The 19,090-nt window shown below is 37.3% G+C and carries 21 protein-coding genes and 1 tRNA gene; 11 read left to right on the plus strand and 11 right to left on the minus strand.

Annotated elements, in window-relative coordinates; translation table 11 throughout:
- Positions 1–28: 28 nt before the first annotated feature.
- From BCL90_RS20045 to BCL90_RS20060, 4 genes are all read right to left on the minus strand, one after another.
- Positions 29–373 (minus strand): hypothetical protein, encoded by a 345-nt coding sequence (locus BCL90_RS20045; RefSeq protein ID WP_121286489.1) that lies wholly within the window; start codon positions 371–373, stop codon positions 29–31.
- A gap of 2 nt (positions 374–375) precedes the next feature.
- Positions 376–1,176 carry a type II toxin-antitoxin system antitoxin SocA domain-containing protein gene (locus tag BCL90_RS20050; RefSeq protein ID WP_121286492.1) on the minus strand — a complete coding sequence of 267 codons (801 nt, stop codon included), beginning with the start codon at positions 1,174–1,176 and terminating at the stop codon, positions 376–378.
- Between the two features lie 115 nt (positions 1,177–1,291).
- Positions 1,292–1,735 (minus strand): hypothetical protein, encoded by a 444-nt coding sequence (locus tag BCL90_RS20055; RefSeq protein ID WP_121286495.1) that lies wholly within the window; start codon positions 1,733–1,735, stop codon positions 1,292–1,294.
- A 26-nt stretch (positions 1,736–1,761) separates the two neighbouring features.
- Positions 1,762–2,532 (minus strand): queuosine precursor transporter, encoded by a 771-nt coding sequence (locus tag BCL90_RS20060; RefSeq protein ID WP_121286498.1) that lies wholly within the window; start codon positions 2,530–2,532, stop codon positions 1,762–1,764.
- A 196-nt stretch (positions 2,533–2,728) separates the two neighbouring features.
- Here BCL90_RS20060 and BCL90_RS20065 point away from each other — a divergent pair, with 196 nt between their 5' ends.
- Positions 2,729–3,955: a multidrug effflux MFS transporter gene (locus BCL90_RS20065; RefSeq protein ID WP_121286501.1), complete on the plus strand. Its 1,227-nt coding sequence runs from the start codon at positions 2,729–2,731 to the stop codon at positions 3,953–3,955.
- Positions 3,956–4,605: 650 nt separating this feature from the next.
- Here the strand turns inward: BCL90_RS20065 and BCL90_RS20070 are convergent.
- Together BCL90_RS20070 and BCL90_RS20075 are read right to left on the minus strand one after the other, a co-directional pair.
- Positions 4,606–5,295 (minus strand): PepSY-associated TM helix domain-containing protein, encoded by a 690-nt coding sequence (locus tag BCL90_RS20070; RefSeq protein WP_208529935.1) that lies wholly within the window; start codon positions 5,293–5,295, stop codon positions 4,606–4,608.
- The gene (locus BCL90_RS20075) at positions 5,261–6,793 is read right to left on the minus strand and encodes a DUF2271 domain-containing protein (protein WP_121286504.1); all 1,533 of its coding nucleotides are present in this window, start codon (positions 6,791–6,793) and stop codon (positions 5,261–5,263) included. The genes BCL90_RS20070 and BCL90_RS20075 overlap by 35 nt, the downstream gene beginning before the upstream one ends.
- Before the next feature lie 271 nt (positions 6,794–7,064).
- On the opposite strand from BCL90_RS20075, the gene BCL90_RS20080 reads away from it, so the two are divergent.
- The 5 genes from BCL90_RS20080 (at position 7,065) to BCL90_RS20100 (ending at position 11,779) form a co-directional block, all read left to right on the plus strand.
- A complete protein-coding gene (locus BCL90_RS20080; RefSeq protein ID WP_121286506.1) occupies positions 7,065–8,210 on the plus strand; it encodes a methionine aminotransferase in 1,146 nt (381 codons plus the stop codon).
- Between the two features lie 20 nt (positions 8,211–8,230).
- Positions 8,231–9,034: a nitrilase family protein gene (locus tag BCL90_RS20085; protein WP_208529934.1), complete on the plus strand. Its 804-nt coding sequence runs from the start codon at positions 8,231–8,233 to the stop codon at positions 9,032–9,034.
- A 251-nt stretch (positions 9,035–9,285) separates the two neighbouring features.
- Complete coding sequence (locus tag BCL90_RS20090; RefSeq protein ID WP_121286508.1) at positions 9,286–10,320, plus strand: N(4)-(beta-N-acetylglucosaminyl)-L-asparaginase; 1,035 nt, start codon at positions 9,286–9,288, stop codon at positions 10,318–10,320.
- A 36-nt stretch (positions 10,321–10,356) separates the two neighbouring features.
- Positions 10,357–11,112, plus strand: coding sequence for a copper homeostasis protein CutC (locus BCL90_RS20095; protein WP_121286511.1), 756 nt, complete (start codon positions 10,357–10,359; stop codon positions 11,110–11,112).
- A gap of 142 nt (positions 11,113–11,254) precedes the next feature.
- Positions 11,255–11,779: a hypothetical protein gene (locus BCL90_RS20100; RefSeq protein ID WP_121286514.1), complete on the plus strand. Its 525-nt coding sequence runs from the start codon at positions 11,255–11,257 to the stop codon at positions 11,777–11,779.
- A gap of 57 nt (positions 11,780–11,836) precedes the next feature.
- Here BCL90_RS20100 and BCL90_RS20105 read toward each other — a convergent pair whose 3' ends face one another.
- The 3 genes from BCL90_RS20105 to BCL90_RS20115 form a co-directional block, all read right to left on the minus strand.
- Positions 11,837–12,229 carry a DUF983 domain-containing protein gene (locus BCL90_RS20105; RefSeq protein WP_121286517.1) on the minus strand — a complete coding sequence of 131 codons (393 nt, stop codon included), beginning with the start codon at positions 12,227–12,229 and terminating at the stop codon, positions 11,837–11,839.
- Positions 12,230–12,361: 132 nt separating this feature from the next.
- Positions 12,362–12,943 (minus strand): Crp/Fnr family transcriptional regulator, encoded by a 582-nt coding sequence (locus tag BCL90_RS20110; protein WP_121286520.1) that lies wholly within the window; start codon positions 12,941–12,943, stop codon positions 12,362–12,364.
- Positions 12,944–13,007: 64 nt separating this feature from the next.
- Positions 13,008–13,994 carry a D-alanine--D-alanine ligase gene (locus BCL90_RS20115; RefSeq protein WP_121286522.1) on the minus strand — a complete coding sequence of 329 codons (987 nt, stop codon included), beginning with the start codon at positions 13,992–13,994 and terminating at the stop codon, positions 13,008–13,010.
- Between the two features lie 202 nt (positions 13,995–14,196).
- Between BCL90_RS20115 and BCL90_RS20120 the strand changes: the two genes are divergently transcribed.
- From BCL90_RS20120 to BCL90_RS20140, 5 genes are all read left to right on the plus strand, one after another.
- Positions 14,197–14,967: a PASTA domain-containing protein gene (locus BCL90_RS20120; protein ID WP_121286525.1), complete on the plus strand. Its 771-nt coding sequence runs from the start codon at positions 14,197–14,199 to the stop codon at positions 14,965–14,967.
- Positions 14,968–14,983: 16 nt separating this feature from the next.
- Complete coding sequence (gene mltG / locus BCL90_RS20125; RefSeq protein ID WP_121286528.1) at positions 14,984–16,039, plus strand: endolytic transglycosylase MltG; 1,056 nt, start codon at positions 14,984–14,986, stop codon at positions 16,037–16,039.
- Positions 16,039–16,446, plus strand: coding sequence for an acyl-CoA thioesterase (locus tag BCL90_RS20130; RefSeq protein ID WP_121286531.1), 408 nt, complete (start codon positions 16,039–16,041; stop codon positions 16,444–16,446). Before mltG ends, BCL90_RS20130 begins: the two co-directional genes overlap by 1 nt.
- Positions 16,447–16,454: 8 nt before the next feature.
- A complete protein-coding gene (locus BCL90_RS20135; protein WP_121286534.1) occupies positions 16,455–17,444 on the plus strand; it encodes a YihY/virulence factor BrkB family protein in 990 nt (329 codons plus the stop codon).
- 94 nt (positions 17,445–17,538) lie between these two features.
- Positions 17,539–17,625 (plus strand) — tRNA-Ser (locus tag BCL90_RS20140).
- Between the two features lie 270 nt (positions 17,626–17,895).
- On the opposite strand, the gene BCL90_RS20145 is transcribed toward BCL90_RS20140, so the two are convergent.
- Complete coding sequence (locus BCL90_RS20145; RefSeq protein ID WP_121286537.1) at positions 17,896–18,300, minus strand: VOC family protein; 405 nt, start codon at positions 18,298–18,300, stop codon at positions 17,896–17,898.
- Between the two features lie 33 nt (positions 18,301–18,333).
- A complete protein-coding gene (locus tag BCL90_RS20150; RefSeq protein WP_121286539.1) occupies positions 18,334–19,083 on the minus strand; it encodes a DUF6597 domain-containing transcriptional factor in 750 nt (249 codons plus the stop codon).
- Between the last annotated feature and the right edge of the window lie 7 nt (positions 19,084–19,090).

Consider the following 19,090-nt stretch of genomic DNA (forward strand, 5'->3'; position numbering starts at 1 on the left):
AGGCCGGAGCGATTCCGGCCTTTTGCGTTTACTTAAAATTTTCTAAAATACGCTGCCTGTCTTCACTTTCCTTATCGTTTTTATGATAAAGTTCAATAAAAACTATCTTTTTTTCTTCTTCGAAATAAGCATATATTAACCTCAAACCAGAGTTTACCCCGCGGCCTTTTAAACTATCGCAGGTAATTTTTTTAATCTTAATTACACATGTGGTAATGCCTAAATTATCAATACGAAAACTAAAAGGATTGCGCTCATCAGGCTTTACCCTTAAAATTATCTTTACATCTTCCAAATCAGATTGCAGACTACGATATCGCTTCAAAAGCTTTTTTAGATCCTTGTCAAATTCGTTTAGTGATTCAAAAATCATAGTTAATCGTTATCATCTTCATCATACACACGAACAGAATAAGGTAGTTCCCGATAGAAAGCTAAATTATAGCTAATATCCTTGCCTTCTTCTGTAACTTCCCAAGGTAAATCTTTATGCGAATAATCACTTATAGCCGTAGCCGACCAATCGCTCATTTGTTCGATTACTTTATCTATAACATCTTTTTCACTTGCCTTGAGTAAGGTTAAATCAGCTTTTACAAGTGGCAGATAGCGCTTTTGTGGATAACCTTTAAATTCTGTTTTTATTCGCTGAAGCTGATTCGCATCTATCATTTGATTGATAATCGCATCTAACTTTTGAGGAATAGGGCCATAAGGCAGCTTTTTATACTTCGCACCTGTTAAATGCTCTTCATATAATTCGTAATAATTAAAATCAGAAAAATAAAGGAGTTTATACAGTACGGTTTCACCAACGTTAGGTTTGCCAGCGCAGTGCTCTAAAATGTAAAGCAAAACGTTTTTAAACTTATTGATATTTAAAGTAGGGACAGAAATGCGTTCTTCTACGAGCTCTTCGTTTGTTTCATCAGGTAATTTTAAGCTTTGATTGGTTAGAAAATCTTTGGTCATAAAATCATCGAGAGAAAAACCCAGAACTATAGATAACCGTTGCATTTCGCTTAAGCTAACACTCCTGTTTCCCAATTCTATTTGTGCCAGGGAGGGCCTTGAAATCGCAATGTTTTTTGCCAGATCCTCCTGAGAGAAACTTTTTATTAAACGCAGTTTAGCTATTCTCTCACCGATTTCCTTTTTAGATAGTTCGTACCCCATAAATCAAAGATACGCTTTGTTTTAAAACAAAACAATAGCATGATCTATTTAAGAACAAGCAGTTATAACAAACAGAAATCAAATCACTAACGTTTTAATCCTGGATATTTTATAGTTACTTTACCTTAATGTATTTCTCAATAATCACCCGGTCTACCCCTGCTGCTTCCACCTTCTCTATACCTTTCTGAATCAAGGTATCGTTATGGATGGCAAGTTTGAACTTAAAAGTTTTACCCTCCCAGTTTTTATCCTTATAATATTCCAGATGCTCGGTATAATCATCTTTATCTAAAACAAAAGTTCCACCTCCGGCATCAAAGTTAGTACTATCTTTAACATCAAGGCTGTGCCTTAAAAATGCAAAATGGCTGTGATTGAGAATTTTGATCATTTTCAGTTTACCCGAATAATCTGTGGTTTTACTTTTTCCATTTTCAATGGTTGTAGCCGATAGTAACTGCCATGTGCCCTGAATATTAAGCTCCTGATCATTTGCGTTTCTACCAGCACAAGAAAATAGTGAAAGTACTACGAGTAGCACTAAAATATTTCTCATAAATTTATTATTTGGCTGTTTTAATATTACCCTCTGCCCGCCATTTTAATTAATTTGTGGGCAAGATCTTTACCCAGGTATCCATCAATAATGGCATGTACTCCATATAAAATTGGTGTCATTAAAATAGCCACCGCGAATTTATAAGTATAATTCACCAAACCTATTGCGGCAACCATTTGCCAACTGTAGTGGTACTGAGGATTTAAATAAAAGGCGATAAAGATGACCACAAAGCTATCAATCAATTGCGATACCAGCGTTGAGCCCGTAGCACGCAGCCACAGTGCGCGTTCGCCTGTTATCTTTTTAATCCGGTGAAAAATCAAAACATCTGATAGCTGTCCTATAATAAAAGCCGTAATTGAACCTACAATAATCCACATGCCCTGACCAAAAATCCCTGCAAATGCATTGTTCATATTTAAGTCTTCACCATTAATTTTTTGGTGTACCCAAAAATCGGCAGCGCTTAAATGCATAGAGCCCCAAACTACAAGAAAGGCAAATGCGATTAAAATTGAAGTGAGGATAGATAAAAAACGGACTTGCTTTACACCAAAATATTCATTTATAATATCCGTCATAATGAAAATGATTGGCCAGGTTAATACTCCTGCCGACATGACAAAGGAGAGATGCGGAACGCCCAGTAAATTAATATCGAACTTTTTAAAACCCAGCGTTTCTTCGACACTGAATAGCTTAACTCCAATAAACTCTGATAATATAGCATTTGCCACAAAAAAGCTACCCAGAATGAGTAGTAAACGGCTTTCTTTTGTCTTAAAAGTCATAGACTATAAATCTATAAATAAATAGCAGATTTAGTATAACAATCATCATATTTTTAACACAGATGCACAAAGATTACGTAGCCACCTGTTTTAATAGTTCAATATAAAAATTTGATTTTTACAATCGTTCGACTGTAAAAATAGGTTAGCAACTTAAATCTCACAATCTTTGCACCATCAAAATCCGGTAATCTTCATGGCTAAAAAACAACACTTTTATCTCATACTCATTTTAGGTTCATTGGCGGCACTTGGCCCTTTCTCCATCGACATGTACCTTCCTGGTTTTGTTGATATTGCAAAGGATTTAGGGAGCAATGAATCAACTGTAGCACTTTCACTTTCAAGTTTTTTTATCGGGATTTCTGCCGGCCAGTTGTTGTATGGTCCGCTTCTGGATAAATTTGGAAGAAAAAAACCTTTATATTTTGGTTTAGCGCTATATATTTTTGCTTCTTTTTTATGTTTGGCTGTAACTGATGTAAATCAATTGATTGTTTTACGTTTCGTTCAGGCCATCGGGAGCTGTGCCACTGCAGTAGCTTCTATAGCAATGGTTAGGGATTTGTTTTCTGTAGAAGAAAGCCCGAAGGTATTTGCTTCCTTAATGTTGGTTATCGCTGTTTCACCTATGCTTGCCCCAACCGCAGGTGGTTACTTAATTTCGGCATTAGGCTGGAAATATGTATTTGTGTTTTTAGGATTGATGGCTGTTTTAATGCTCCTGGCTTCCATTTTCAAACTGCCCGAAAGTTATAAGCCTGATCCGAATTACTCCTTAAAACCTAAACCCATTTTAACCAATTTCTTTACCGTTTTAAAAGAACCTCAATTTTATACTTATGCTTTAATTAGTTCAATTACCTTTTCGGGATTATTCGCCTACGTATCGTCCTCGCCTCAGGTATTTATGAAAATTTATGAGGTAAGCAAAACCGGTTATGGCTGGATTTTCGCTTTGCTTTCTGTAGCATTTATCGGATCGAGTCAGGTAAATAGCTTAATACTTAGATGGTTTACCAGTAAAAAAATTGTCACCTATGCACTTATTGCTCAATGTATTTTCAGTTTAATCTTTTTGATTTTTGCGTTAAACAATTGGCTGAGTTTATATTCTACGATAGGCTTTATTGCATTTTTTTTGGCCTGCTTAGGTTTAATAAATCCAAATGCTGCTGCCTTGTCGCTCGCACCATTTACCAAAAATGCCGGCAGTGCATCGGCATTAATGGGAGCCTTGCAAATGGGATTAGGTGCTTTAGCCTCGGTAATGGTAAGTTTATTTAGCGAACACTCAGTTGTACCGATGCCTTTGGTAATGACAGCCGCGGCCTTTATTGCTTTGTTTTGTTTATTGATTGGCAGAAGATTTATTACAACTGAAGTGGAGACATCGAATGATACTGCTGTTGTAGCGCACTAGCATTTACCACTAAGACACAAAGGCGGTATCATAAATAGTTGTCATCCTTACAATTAATTAATCGTTTAAAATCAAGACGTATAACTGTCTTCTTATGTCCCATGGCTCGGTCTTGCCTCGGCTCGCCGCCGCCGAAGGGCTCTTTCTTTTTGGCAGCAAAAAGAAACAAAAACTGCCGGCTGAAAATTTTTCTTTCGAAGCTAGTATGTTGGCTTAGGCAGTGCAGCCCGAAAAATTTGTTAGGCCGGGTTTAGGTAGAACGGAGATACCGTACTATGGCCTTAGTTGGGTGGAAATGCGAAAGCAGTTAAATAATGTTTATAAAGATTTGTAAAACAAACGTCAATGATAGGATCAATTATTGTATAAAAATCAATATGAATGACAGATGGAAAAAGCAGGTAAATGGCCCTGAAGTGTCGTCATTTCTACGGTAGCGGATAAATCTTTAATTCAATAACTTGCTACCAAGATCTCTCCATTTCGTTGCACTCCATTCGAGAAGACGACCATTCTATTGGAGTCTGTCAATAACAGCCTGTAGAAGGACCTCTTTAAATACCTCGCAAATCGTTTTGAAAAGCTCAACCTGACAAGTTCGAATGGAATCACAAATATGATACGGTCTCTCCGTATGTTGGAGCATAAAACTATGGTACAAATAACCTGTAAATCAAATAGCAAACAATTGTACCTACTGTTGCGATAATGAAACCGCTTAATCGCTTCTTTTTAATAAAACAGATTAAGATAATCCCGGAGATAGACACCAAGGTCATCAGCACTGCTGAAATATCGATAATCCACGACCAGGCCTTACCCGAATCTCTTCCTTTGTGTAAATCGTTAATCACAGCTACAGCACCAAACCTGGTTGTGGTTAATTCGTATTTCCCGGTTTCGCGATCTATAAAAGAATCGGCAAGGTAACCAGGTCCGTTAAAGGTTAAGCTCAGTTCTCTGTCATCCATTCTGAAATCGCTCAACGCACCTTTAACCTGATGTTTGCTCCTAAAAAACTCAACAAGTTGTAACTTATTGATCTTATTGGTATCAGGTTGATTTACCCATTTTAAGTTTACTGAACCAGAATCTTTGGTAACCACTTCCTTACCGGAAGTAAACCAATCTGCATGATTTAAGGTTAAGCCCGATACTGCAAAGAACAGCAGGATTGTAAAACTCACCATCGATAAATAAATGTGCAGCCAGCGTGATAAACCAGCTAACCGCTTTTTCCCCTTCCCCTTTCCGCTATCTTTTTTAACCTGCTTTTTTCCGAGGCCACCGGGTATAGCCGTTATCTTATTTTTTTGCGGTTCCGATTTTTCTGTAGTCAAGAGATGCTGATGTTAGTTCTTTATTTGGTGTTAATTCTATTTTTTTTGCTGAGCCGGTAAATTTCATTTCCTGAGCAATTACCTGATAGGTTCCGTGCTCGCGGGCTACTTCAATAAAAACGGTATAAGTGCCTGCTTTTACCAATTTCCCGCTATCGTCTTTTCCATCCCATGATAAGCTATATTTACCAGGGCCACGTGTAGCAGAACTAGTTGAGCTTAGTTTTCCTTCTGCTCCTTTTTTAAACTCATCGCCATTGGCACGGTTCCACGATTTTAAATCTGGCAACCAACGTGGTTTGTTATACCAAATAGCCAGATTACGCACAGGTGTTTTAACTGCATCTTCAATCCAAACGGCCACAAACGGACGACGAACACGTTTACCATCAGTAGATTCGATATTGGCAATTTCCAAATTTACAACCAACTCATATTTAGGATTCCAAAGTTTATCAGCTTTGCTCACTTTTTCTAAAACAGCAACTGGCTTATTTAAAGCAAGCTCGTAATCAGCCCATTTTTTGCTTCTGATTTCTGTGCCATCTTTCGTGATTAACAAATATGCGATATCATTTCTTGTTGCAGTTAATGCTTCAATCCCGGCTAAGGAAAGTACATTAAAAGAAGTAGCCAAAGCTCCTGCTTCGCTGGCATCAGGACCGATAACCGTTGCACTAATTATTTCTGAAGCAGGTTTTCCTGTACGTGGATCAACGATATGCGAATACCATTTGCCGTTTACCTTAAAACCTCTGCGGTAATTACCACTGGTTGCCACAGCCATATTTGATACTTTGATGGTTGTTAACGCAACATCGTTTTCAGCATCAGCTTTAGGGTTCGCTATTTCAATAGTTTCCGGCTGGTTTCCTTTGATAACCATATCGCCACCAATATTCACCACCACGTTTTCAATTCCTGGACTTTGAACAGCTTTTTCGGCAGCTTTATTAATGATATAACTTTTTGCAAAAGAATTTAATGCCAATGGCGCATCATCTAAACGCGTTACGGTTTTATCCTGCTCATTTAAGATGTAATGTTTTTGTTTAACCAAGGTAACTGCATTTTGTAATGCTGCAGCTGATGGTAAATGGTTTTCGGCAGCTGCCTTTTTCCAAACATCTCCTATTACTTTAGCTGATGCATCAAGCGCACCGTTAGTTAATATTTTATAGTTTTCAAACTGTTTTAGAACCTCAAACAAATCCGCCGAAACTTTAGTGGTTTGTTTACCATTGCTCATCCATTTACTAAACTCGCTGTTCGCTTTATATGCACTTAAAATATCATCAAGCCTGTCGATCTCGTTTAATGCACGCCTTTCGGCTAAATCTGCATCTGCCTGGCTAACTGCTTTAAATTTTAATTCTAATGATGTACCCAATACATTTTCATAATTGGAAACATATATTCTCAGGGCTTTTTTAGGATTAACAAACGCAGATGCACTTATTACCAATAAAACGGCAGCAGTTAAGTGTTTAAACTTCATATTTAACGGATCATTGAGATTTTAATGCAAAGAAAAGGCTTTATTTGGAATAATTTTAAATAAGCAGCATTATATTTGAAATAATACAAAATACATGTTAAAATTTATTGATAACCAGCTGTTTTTAGCAAAATTGACTTTATTTAACAAGGGGGTTCAATGATTCTTAAAAGTTATTTCCCGATGCACAACAGCAATGGCACGAACATGAGCAACGCCTTTGGCATAGCTTTTTACGCTTTAAGCTTTTTTTCCTATTTTCGCTTATAAGATGCTTCATATACAATCTAAACTTCCTGGCGTAAGTACCACCATTTTCTCGGTGATGAGTAAACTTGCCACAGAACACAATGCCATTAATCTTTCTCAGGGATTTCCTGACTATGCCTGCGATCCAAAACTAATTGAATTGGTAAATAAAGCCATGAAAGATGGTTTTAATCAATATGCACCAATGCCGGGTTCTACTTTTTTAAAAGAAACCATTGCAGAGAAAGTTGAAAAACTATATCACATTAAGTATAACCCTGAAACAGAAATTACAGTTACAGCCGGTGGAACGCAGGCTATTTTTACCGCATTAGCAGCCATTATCAATGCAGGTGATGAAGTTATTATTTTCGAACCGGCTTACGATAGTTATGCACCTACCGTTAAACTTTTAGGTGGCCTGGTTAAAACCTACGAGCTTGCGCCACCTGGTTATGCCATTGACTGGGATATGGTTAAAAAGTTGTTTACAGCCAAAACCAGAATGATCATCTTAAATACGCCACAAAATCCAACTGGTAGTATTTTATCATCAGATGATATGAAATCGCTTATTAAACTGATTACAGGTACCGACATTTTAATCCTGAGCGATGAAGTTTATGAACATTTAATTTACGATGAACAAAAGCACCAAAGTGTAATGCTCTATCCGGAATTAAAGCAAAGAAGTTTCATTGTAGCTTCATTTGGCAAACTTTTGCATGCTACCGGCTGGAAGCTGGGCTATTGTTTGGCGCCCGAGAGATTAACCGAAGAATTTAGGAAGGTACACCAATTTAATGTTTTCAGCGTTAATAGTCCCATGCAGCAAGCCATTGCCGATTACATTAAAGAGCCAAAAAATTATAGTGAAATAGGAAATTTCTTTCAACAGAAGAGAGATTATTTCAGAAATCTTCTGGCCGAAAGTCGTTTTAAACTTTTGCCGTGTAATGGATCTTATTTTCAATGCGCAAGCTACAGTGACATTAGCGATGAAAAAGATACTGACTTTAGCATGCGGCTAATTAAGGAATTTGGAGTGGCCACCATTCCGGTTTCTGCATTTTACCAAAAAGCAACCGATCATAAAATTATCAGGTTTTGCTTTGCTAAAGAAAACGCTACACTTGCCTTAGCGGCCGGAAAATTAAAAAACGTTTAACCAGACCAAACCAATATACCATGGAAGCACCTGTTTACACTCAAATAGAAAACCTGAAAGTAACTGTCTTTCAGGCCTACCTTTTTTGGGAAAACATTGAGAAAAACCTCTTAAATCTGGCACTTAGATTATCAATGGGTGTAAGGGAAAAAACCGATATTATTATTTTACCCGAAATGTTCAATACTGGTTTTAGCATGAATTCTGAAGCTTTAGCTGAAGAAATGGGTGGTAAAACGATGCAGTGGATGCAAAAAATGGCACACCTATACAACTGTGTGGTTACAGGTAGTATCATTATAAAAGAAAACAATCAATATTTTAACCGCTTGATCTGGATGGAACCAGATGGCAAAAATCAACATTACGATAAACGTCATCTGTTTGGCATGGGAGATGAAGATCAGCATTTTAGTCCCGGGAAAGAAAAACTTATTGTCGAACTTAAAGGATGGAAAATTAGGTTGGCCATTTGTTATGACTTGCGCTTTCCGGTTTGGTTGCGTAATGTAGACCAGGAATACGACATCTTACTCTTGGTTGCCAGCTGGCCAGATAAACGATCGGCACATTGGAAAGCATTAATCCCAGCAAGGGCAATAGAAAACCAGAGTTATGTGATTGCTGTAAACCGCGTTGGACATGATGGAAACCAGATTTACCACAGCGGATTATCGATGTGCTTAGATCCTTACGGTAATACGGTTTATTATAAACCTGAAGATGAAGATTTATATACATTCAGCATCAATTACGAAGAACTGGTTAAAGTAAGGAGGCAATTTCCTTTTTTAAAGGATGCAGATCGGTTTACCATTAGTTAAATTAATAACCAATAGTCAATCAAATAATTCAACTGAAGCGATCGTTTCAACAATTCAGCAATCACAACAATCTAACAATTAAATAATAACCAATAATTAAATTGCAATTTCAAACGGAAGTAAAACGATTAATGAACTAGACCAATCTTCAAATCGCAATTTTCAAACAGGATCGTTCGATTTAACAAAATAACAATTCGACAATCAAACACAATTAACTATTTAGCCAATTTCAACAATTAACCCGAAAAATGTTTAACCGCCGTAAATTTATAAAAGCATCTGCCCTATCGGCCGGATTGCTGGCTATTGATAAAAGTAGTATTGCTAATGTAATTCCGAATGAAAAAAGAAAAACAGGCAATTTCCCGATCGTAATTTCTACCTGGGATTTTGGAATTGCGGCAAATGCCGATGCATGGAAAGTACTTTCTTCCGGTGGACGTGCCTTAGATGCAGTAGAACAAGGCGTTTGGGTGCCTGAAGCAGACGAAAAGAATCAATCTGTCGGATACGGCGGTTTGCCAGATCGCGATGGCCACGTTACCCTTGATGCCTGCATTATGGACGAACTCGGTAACTGCGGTGCTGTTTTGGCATTGGAACATATTAAACACCCCATCTCCGTTGCACGTAAAGTGATGGAAAAAACCCCGCATGTGATGCTGGCTGGCGATGGTGCTTTACAATTTGCTTTAGAACAGGGATTCAAAAAAGAAAACTTACTTACTCCTGCCAGTGAAAAGGCATGGAAAGAATGGTTAAAAACGGCTAAATATGCCCCTGTAATGAATATCGAAAATAAGCTCTACGAGAAAGCGGCACCGCAAAAACTTCCGGGCAACCAATACAACCACGATACCATCGGCATGCTCGCTATTGATGCTAAAGGAAATATTTCAGGCGCGTGTACAACCAGCGGCATGGCTTATAAATTACATGGAAGAATTGGTGATAGTCCGATTATTGGCGCCGGTCTTTATGTAGACAATGAAGTTGGTGGTGCAACTTCAACTGGCGTAGGTGAAGAAGTAGTAAGAAATGTGGGCTCGTTTTTAGTAGTAGAACTCATGCGTCAGGGTTTTACACCCGAAGCCGCCTGTAAGGAAGCGGTAATGCGCATTATTAAAAAGAAACCCGAAACGGCCAAAAATATACAGGTAGGATTTTTAGCTATTAATAAAAAAGGCGAATATGGTGCTTATGCCATTCAACAGGGGTTTAGTTATGCGGTTTGTAATGCAGAAAAACAAGATCTTTTAATCAAAGGCAAAAGTTATTATTAATATGTTCAGTTTTCCACAAGATAAATCTAATATATAATGAGTGAAGAAGCAATTGCTTGCTTAGAAGTATGTGCTAATTCTTACCAATCGGCATTGGCTGCCCAAAATGGTGGAGCAGGAAGAGTGGAGCTTTGCGATAACCTGGCAGAAGGTGGCACCACACCAAGTTACGCGCAAATTGCTTTGGCTAAGAAAAATCTATCCATCGAAGTTTGGCCGATTATCCGTCCGCGTGGAGGCGATTTTTTGTATTCTGATATTGAGTTTGAGTTAATGAAAGAAGATATAAAAATATGTAAATCATTAAATTGTGACGGCATAGTTACCGGAGTACTTAATACTGATGGCACTATCGACAAAGAGAGATGTGCTGAACTGGTCGGGTTAGCCAAACCTATGGAGGTAGCTTTCCACAGGGCATTTGATATGAGCAACGATATGGATCAGGCACTGGAAGATTTAATCTCACTCAACATAAAAAGAGTGCTCACCTCCGGAGGTGCCTCTTCTGCAATTCTAGGGGCAGAAAAACTAGCGCAGCTGGTAAAAAAAGCTAATGGCCGGATTACCATTATGCCTGGTGCGGGTATAAATGAAAACAACATTAAAAACCTTATTGATCAAACCGGTGCCACGCAATTTCATGCTTCAGCAAAGGAGTTCGTGCCAAGTAAAATGGAATTCAGAAACACGGAAACCAAAATGGGCAGTATTGAGGACGAATATCGATACGAACTCACCTCTGTAGATAAAGTTAAAACACTAGTGAATGTTATTCAAACCATAAGATAATCCTCATAAGTTCCTGATTTTAAATAAAAAATCATGATTTCCTTATTGATTTAAGAAAACAATATTTTAACATAGAATTTATAATTTATCGCCAATCTACTATGACTTTTTTTTCTATTTTTGCGTAAAAAAAACATAATATATGAAGAAAATCATCATTTTAATTGCTCTTATTTCAACATCTTTATTTGTAAAAGCCCAAGTAGATGTTATTTCCAAGCACAACGGCGAAACAGTGAAAGGTAAAGTTGTAAAGGTTGACGAGTATGTTATCGTATTTAAATACGATGGCGAGGATGCCGACAATACAATAGGAAAATATGCTATTGAAAAAATAGTTTATGGTAAAAGCGGCAGGGTTGAAAATGTAACTGAAAAAATTACTGTAGCCACTGAAGAAGACTGGGAAAAAGTTGTTATTTTAGAGGACAAATCATCGGCAACTGGTTTAAAAAAGGTTGAAGATATCAGAGGAAAAACCGGATTAATTAATTATCATACTGGTAATTCTGGTGATAAAAAAGCAGAAAAGAAATTGAAAATGGAGGCTGCTAAAATTGGATGTCCATTCATATTGATGACTGATGACAAAAGTACCGTAGGTTCTTCATCTAACAGGATGGGCGGTTCACAAAATATTAAAAAAGGTATTGCGTACAAATACTAACATAACTATCAATATAAAAGGTGGGCAAAATTCGTTTGCTCACCTTTTATATTTTTATTAATCCCCACTCCCCGGCACATAGTGTAAACCGGGGGTTAAATAATGTAGTAAAACCACTCTCGAGTACCGGTAATTAATTGGTGACAACAATAAAACACCTGCCAGGATTAAACCAACATAATACCACAGGTTTTCATAAATTAAAGGCAAACCCAAAGCATACGATGCCACACCAATGGTTATGATTTCTGCAACGTTCATAGCATAACTTACAAACATGGCTACATAGAAAAACCCTGGCTCGCGCTCAAATTTTAAGTTGCAATGCGGACAGTTAATATTGGTTTTTTGTAGTCTGAAAGAATAAGCACTCCCTGTAAAAATATCTCCTTTGCGGCAACGTGGGCATTTACACTGTACAAAAGCCTGGAATTTCGATAACTCAGCCATAATCTTCTAATTTGATAATACAAAGGTAAGCCTAAAATTAGACACTAATTTATGATCTAAGTCATGTTTGAGAATCGTTTATCAGTTCACTCGTCATTGGTTTATTAGTCGTTCATGCTACCCAATAAAACGCTAAACTTTTACAATCTTCCCTTTAATGGTTTTGATCAGGCCCTTCTCCGCTAATATTTTAGTGCTACGGATAACGGTTTCCACCCTTAAGCCAGTCATGTCGGCTAATTCCTGTCGTGTTACTTTTAAATTTTCACCTACAGCAATATCGCCAAGGAGATAATTGATAATCGTTAACAAACGATGATCAGCCTTTTCACTCGCCAGTTCCTCCAGCATCATCGATTTATAAAAAAGGCGGGTACTTAAAGTACGGATTAGCTCCATGCTAAAATCGGGCTCATTTTTAATCAGTTCAAAAAAATCCTCTTTATTTACCGCAATAACCTGCGAATCTTTATTGGCAATGGTAAAGGCCAAATAAGGACGATCAATTAATAAAGCAGGTTCACCGAAATACTGCCCGGTTTTAAAAACGCCCTGAATAAATTCCTTTCCCTCATCACTCACGGTAACCATTCGCACCTCGCCCGATTTGATAAAATACACGTAACGGGGCTGCATACCCGGCTCGTAAATAACTGAATCTTCTGAATAGCTTTTGAGTTTTAAACCTTTATCAATCAGTTTTTGGAAGTTCATTATTGTTCAGGTAAATCAGTATAAAGATTCTTCATTGCATTCAGAATGACAAAACTCACAAGTACTACCCCAGCGTTTCTTTCATTAAAAGGGTATAAAATGCTTTAAGCGTAATACCCATTGCAGCTACCTGCTGTGGAATAAAACTGGTTGCTGTTTGTCCGGGAATGGTATTGATTTCGATAAAATAAAATTTGCCGGTTCCTTCCTCTAGGAAATAATCAATACGTACCACTCCCCTGCAATTTAATTTCTGATATACTTCCTTCACCACCTTTTGCACACGGCTCACCTCCTCGGCACTCATTCTACCGGGAGTAATTTCTTCTGTTGCGCCAGGCGTATACTTTGCTTCGAAATCGAAAAACTCATTTTTCGGGATTACTTCTGTTGCAGGTAAAACAACAACTTTGCCCTCGGCGCCGAAAATGCCGATCGAAAACTCCCTGCCACTTACAAACTCTTCTATTAAAATCTGACTATCTTCTTTAAATGCTTTTTCAATGGCCATTTCCAGATCATCAGCATGTTTTACCTTAGTCATGCCAATACTACTGCCCCCGCTGTTGGGTTTAACAAAATATGGCAATCTTAAATCCTGCTTAATCTGATTTAAATTATAGTTGCCACCCTTAAATATCTGCACAGATTTTGCGGTGTGCAGGTTATCAATGCCTTCTACAACGGCTTTGGTATAACCTTTATTCATGGTGATGGATGAAGTTAATGCATCGCAGGCCGTATATGGGATACCTAACATATCGAAATAGCCTTGTAATTTCCCATCCTCGCCAGGTGAACCATGTATGGCAATAAAAACGCCATCAAACTTAATTTTTCTTCCTTCAAGTGTTAAGGAAAAATCATTTTTATCAATTTCAATCTTAACAGAATCGGCAGGTTCATAAAACCAGCCCTTTTCGTTCAGCATAATCTTATACACATCGTATAAATCCGAGTCGATATTCTGCGCAATAGTAGCTGCACTTTTTACAGAAACAACCCATTCGCCTGTGGTACCGCCTGTTAACAATGCTATCGTTTTCTTCATGTTAAAAATCCTTTTTATAAATAGAAATTGAATATAAATATATCCTCAAAAATATAAATATCTTTGTGCTTTAGTATTATTGAAGGAGAATTATTGAAGGAGTGAGTAATTGAATGATTGGGTGAAGAAATTGATTCGATAATTCAATCCATCATTAAAATAGTTACATTTGAGCTTGTACGCATAACCCAAATTAAGATTCATGTCTAAATTTATAGATTATTTAAAAACCAAATCGTTTAGAAACAATATTTTAGCTGCGATAGTAACCGTTGTTGTGCTTCTATTGGTTGCTTTTTTTAGTTTAAGATATTACACCAAACACGGACAGGGCCTAAATGTACCTATGGTAAAAGGGTTATCTTTTGAGCAGGCCGTTCAGAAACTGGAAAATGCCGGATTAAAATATGAAGTAGATTCTGTTTTTATTATGGATCAGCCTGCCGGAATTGTAATTGACCAGGATCCTGACCCCAATACATTTGTAAAAGATAACCGGACCATTTATTTAACCATTAATGCAGGCAAAACACCGAATACAAAATTCCCTGATATAGCGTTTAAAACTTTGAGGGAAGCACAGGCCATTATAGAAAGTTCGAGATTAAAGCTCGGAGATACAACCTATAAGCCAGATGTAAGTCGTGATGTGGTTTTAGAAGCCTCCTTCGGTGGTCAACCGATTACAGCCGGACAGATTGTGCCTGTTGGCTCAAGGATTAACCTGGTTTTAGGCGATGGACGTGGAAATGAAGAAGTAGATATTCCACAGCTAATGGGTTTAACCATTGATGAAGCTAAATTTAGCCTAAGGGGTTCAAACCTGAGTTTAGGCAACATTATTTATGATGGACCTATTACCGATAGTGCTGCTGCTGTGATTATTAAACAAGATCCTATGCTGGCTGATTCGTTAACCAAAGTGGCCATAGGCACCAGGATTAATATTACACTATCTAACAAACAACAATAAAAGTATTATATTACAGATGACTGAAGTAGAAAAAAAGAACATGAGTACAGGCAAAAAAGTAGCAATAGGCATTGCACTTGTTGTTATTCTAATTGCCGGTTACTTTGCGTTAAATATTTACAGGCTATACTTTGCCCCTAACGTTACCGAAAATCAAAAATATTTATACATTAAAACAGGAAGCAGTTATGACGACCTGACTGCAACGCTGAAAAAGCAAGGTATGTTAAAAAGCATTTCTTCTTTTACTGCAGCTGCCGGAAAAATGAGTTTAGCCACAAGTGTTAAACCCGGACGTTACCGCTTAAAAAAAGGAATGACCAACCGTACGTTGATTAACCTGATCAAAGCCGGAAACCAGGATCCCGTTAAATTGAAATTCCATAACATCCGTAAGAAAGAAAACTTTGCAGCCTATCTGGCCAGCAACCTGGAAGCCGATTCGTTAAGCTTTATCAATGTGTTAGATTCTACAGCACTGATCAGTAAATATGGTTTTAACCAGGATAATGTATATGCCATGTTTATCCCGAATACTTATGAAATGTACTGGAATATTTCGCCAGTTGATTTCTTTGAGCGCATGCATAAGGAATACGATAAATTCTGGACAGCAGACCGCAAGCAAAAGGCAGCAAGTTTAAACCTGACCCCGGCACAGGTTTACACTTTAGCTTCTATCGTAGATGCAGAGGCACTTTACGACAAAGAAATGCCAATTATAGCGGGTTTGTACTTAAACCGTTTAAATAAAGGCATATTGCTGCAGGCCGATCCGACAGTAATTTTTGCAAACAACGATTTTACAGTAAAAAGGGTAACCGGCAAATTATTGCAGGTACAATCGCTTTACAACACATATAAATATGCAGGTTTGCCTCCCGGTCCCATTATGATGCCTAGTATAAATGCTATTGATGCTGTACTAAACCGCGATAACAACAATTACATTTACATGTGTGCGAAGGAAGATTTTTCTGGTTACCATAATTTCGCTGAAAATAAAGCTCAGCACGAAATCAATGCTAGGAAATACCGTGAAGCGCTAAACAAAAGAAATATATTTAAATAATGTATAGCCACAGTACAAAAATCAGGGTTCGTTATGGCGAAACCGATCAGATGGGCTATATGTATTATGGCAATTACGCACAATACTACGAAGTTGGCCGGGTAGAAATGTTGCGCAGTTTGGGCATGAGCTATAGCTCAATGGAAGCTGATGGCATTATGATGCCAGTTTTAGAATTAAAGTGCAAATATATTAAACCTGCCCTTTACGATCAGGAAATTACTGTAAAAACAATTATCAAAACTTTACCAGGCATCAGGATCTTTTTTGAGTATGAGCTGTATAACGAAAAAGAAGAACTCATAAACATTGGGGCAACAACCTTGGTTTTTGTTGACATGGCGAAAAATAAACCGACAAATCCACCCGAAAATTTTATGGAAAAATTATCGGTGTTTTTTAATTAACCAATACAATGGAATGGTTACACAGGCAATTATTACATCTTAAACTCTATTCTACATTTATAGAATGGACGAAAGAATGCATTCTGCCTGGTTTTAGTCCATTACCCTTGTATACTGTAGCTACGTTTTTCTTTCGTGAAATTGGAAAAGATGCATTGGTAAACAAGTCATCATCTTTGGCATACAGTTTCATGCTGGCCATTTTTCCGGGGATTATTTTCCTGTTTACTTTAATCCCTTTTATACCCATAAAAGGTTTCCAGGATCAGCTTTTAAATTTAATTCAGCTGGTACTGCCCCACAATGCTTTTGATGCCTTTGAAACGACATTGAAAGACATCATTAAAAAGCAAAATACGGGTTTGTTATCTTTCGGTTTTTTATCAGCACTGTTTTTTGCTACCAATGGGGTTAAAAACCTGATGAAGGCTTTTAATAAATCATCATTGATTATCGAAACCAGGGGCTGGATAAAACAACGTTTTATTGCGCTTGTACTCACCATAATTATCTGTTTTTCGATCATCATCTGCATTAGTGCCATGGCCTTGGGTGAAGTTCTGCTGAACAAGATTAACGACGAACTGCACTTAAAAGATAGTTTTTTGGTTTATACCATTAAATTTACCCGTTGGGCATTATTGGCGATTTTGTATTTCATCACCATTTCTATTTTATACCGTTACGGCCCATCGCATACTAAAAAATGGCGCTTGTTTAGCGCAGGTTCATGGCTGGCTACTATACTTGCCTTTCTTACCATCTGGGGATTTTCTTTCTACATTAACCATTTTGCTTCCTACAACAAAGTGTATGGTTCTATAGGAACATTAATCGTAGTAATGATCTGGCTTTACCTCAATTCATTAATTTTATTGATCGGTTTTGAGCTCAATGCCAGCGTTGATGTGAGCAAAAGAAGTGTGAAGATTATCCGCCCCACCTTCAATTTGTTCAAAAAATCGGAGCCAATTGAAGAAAATATACAGAAGAAATAATTTTTTCTCCCTCTGTGTTAAGTAATTATCAAGTTTATATAAAAAAAAAGCATTCTGACTTTGCAGTTTTAAGCCGAGTTTGTACTTTTGCAGCGGAGAGTTGGCAGAGTGGTCGATTGCGGCAGTCTTGAAAACTGTTGACTTGTTAAAGGGTCCGCGGGTTCGAATCCCCCACTCTCCGCAGAAAAATTAAAGCCTGAAATCATAAGATTTCAGGCTTTTTTCGTTTTTAAAAACATATTCTAGCGCAAGTCTTAGCGCCTCGGGCTTAAGCCATTGCCTGCTGAATTGTGCTTTAGTTAAATTCAATGTATTAATCTTTAAAAGTCCCAATTAGTTAGGTGTTATGAAAGTACAAGTCAGCCAACCCATCACCCGCAAACTAAGACTTGCGCTAGTAAGGGTAATCAGAGATCGTCATCGTTTTGAGACATGGTAAATTAAATGACCGTTAATCATCAGCTTTTTCTGCCAGTTGAGAATATAACTCGATTAAATTACCTTCGGGGTCTCTGAAGTGTACAACTCTGGTTCCCCAATCTGACATCGATTTCGGCTCTGATAAAAAATTCACTTCCTTATTTCGAAGTGCTGAGTACACCTTATCCACATTGTCTACCTGCAAAATAATTACAGTTTTGTCTTGTACAGCGTCATTTTTGTTTACCACTTTATTTATAGCAGTATTCATAAGCTCAGCTTTAAACAAAGCAAGTACGGAGGTGCTTCCAATATTGAAACTTGCATAATTGTCGCCTAAACCACCCCAAGAGCATTCCAACCCCAGAATGTCGTTGTAAAATGTAAAGCATTTATCGAAGTTGTCTACTAATAGCCTGATGTTACTAAATTTCATTTTGCCTTTCTTTAATTTTTTAATGATACAAAATTACTTTTCTTCCATCGTGGCTAATTGTAAAAATCGGTCGTTTTTGTTTTCAAAAAGCTTTGTTGGATTATTCCCTGTAATTTCTTTCATATCTTTAATGAAATGTGATTGGTCAAAATAATTTTGTTCGGGAAAGAACTGCCCTTTTTTAACAGATGAAAAGGATGCGAAACATTTCAAAATCTTACAATATGATTTTAAAGGGATACCAAATCTGTCCTGGAAGTAACGATTGATCTGTCTGCTACTCCAATATACGTGCTGAGAATATCCATCAACTGATAGTTCGCCATTGGTCTGATATAGCAAATTGAACAAATTCTCCTTTCTAATGTCAATACCTTTTTGATCGGATATAGCTGAAAAAATTGTTTTATTCAACTTTTCAATGATTGTTTCTACATTATTGAATGAAAGCTGGTCTAATTGCCAAAACCCGCTATTCACTACTTGTTCACTATTTAAAATTGCAGAAATTTTTTGCTTTAAAATGTAGTCGGCCGCTAATAATTTGAACCGTATCCCAAAAAGTTGTCTGCCAGGTTCGATGGAAACATCCACTGGTTTTGTCCACAACCCAGTCAGCGAAATTTCTTGTTGTTTGTAACGCTCAAGTGAAACGATAAGGTCAAAATAGCCGTCAGGCAAAATTGTAAAGTCCAGTTTTTCAGCTGTGGAATTATCAAACCACCAATAGCTTTTTATAAATTTAGCTAGTAACCGGCCGGGAGGAAATTCTTTATATATCAATTATTCT

It is taken from the genome of Pedobacter alluvionis (assembly GCF_003664035.1).
Lineage (GTDB): Bacteria > Bacteroidota > Bacteroidia > Sphingobacteriales > Sphingobacteriaceae > Pedobacter > Pedobacter alluvionis.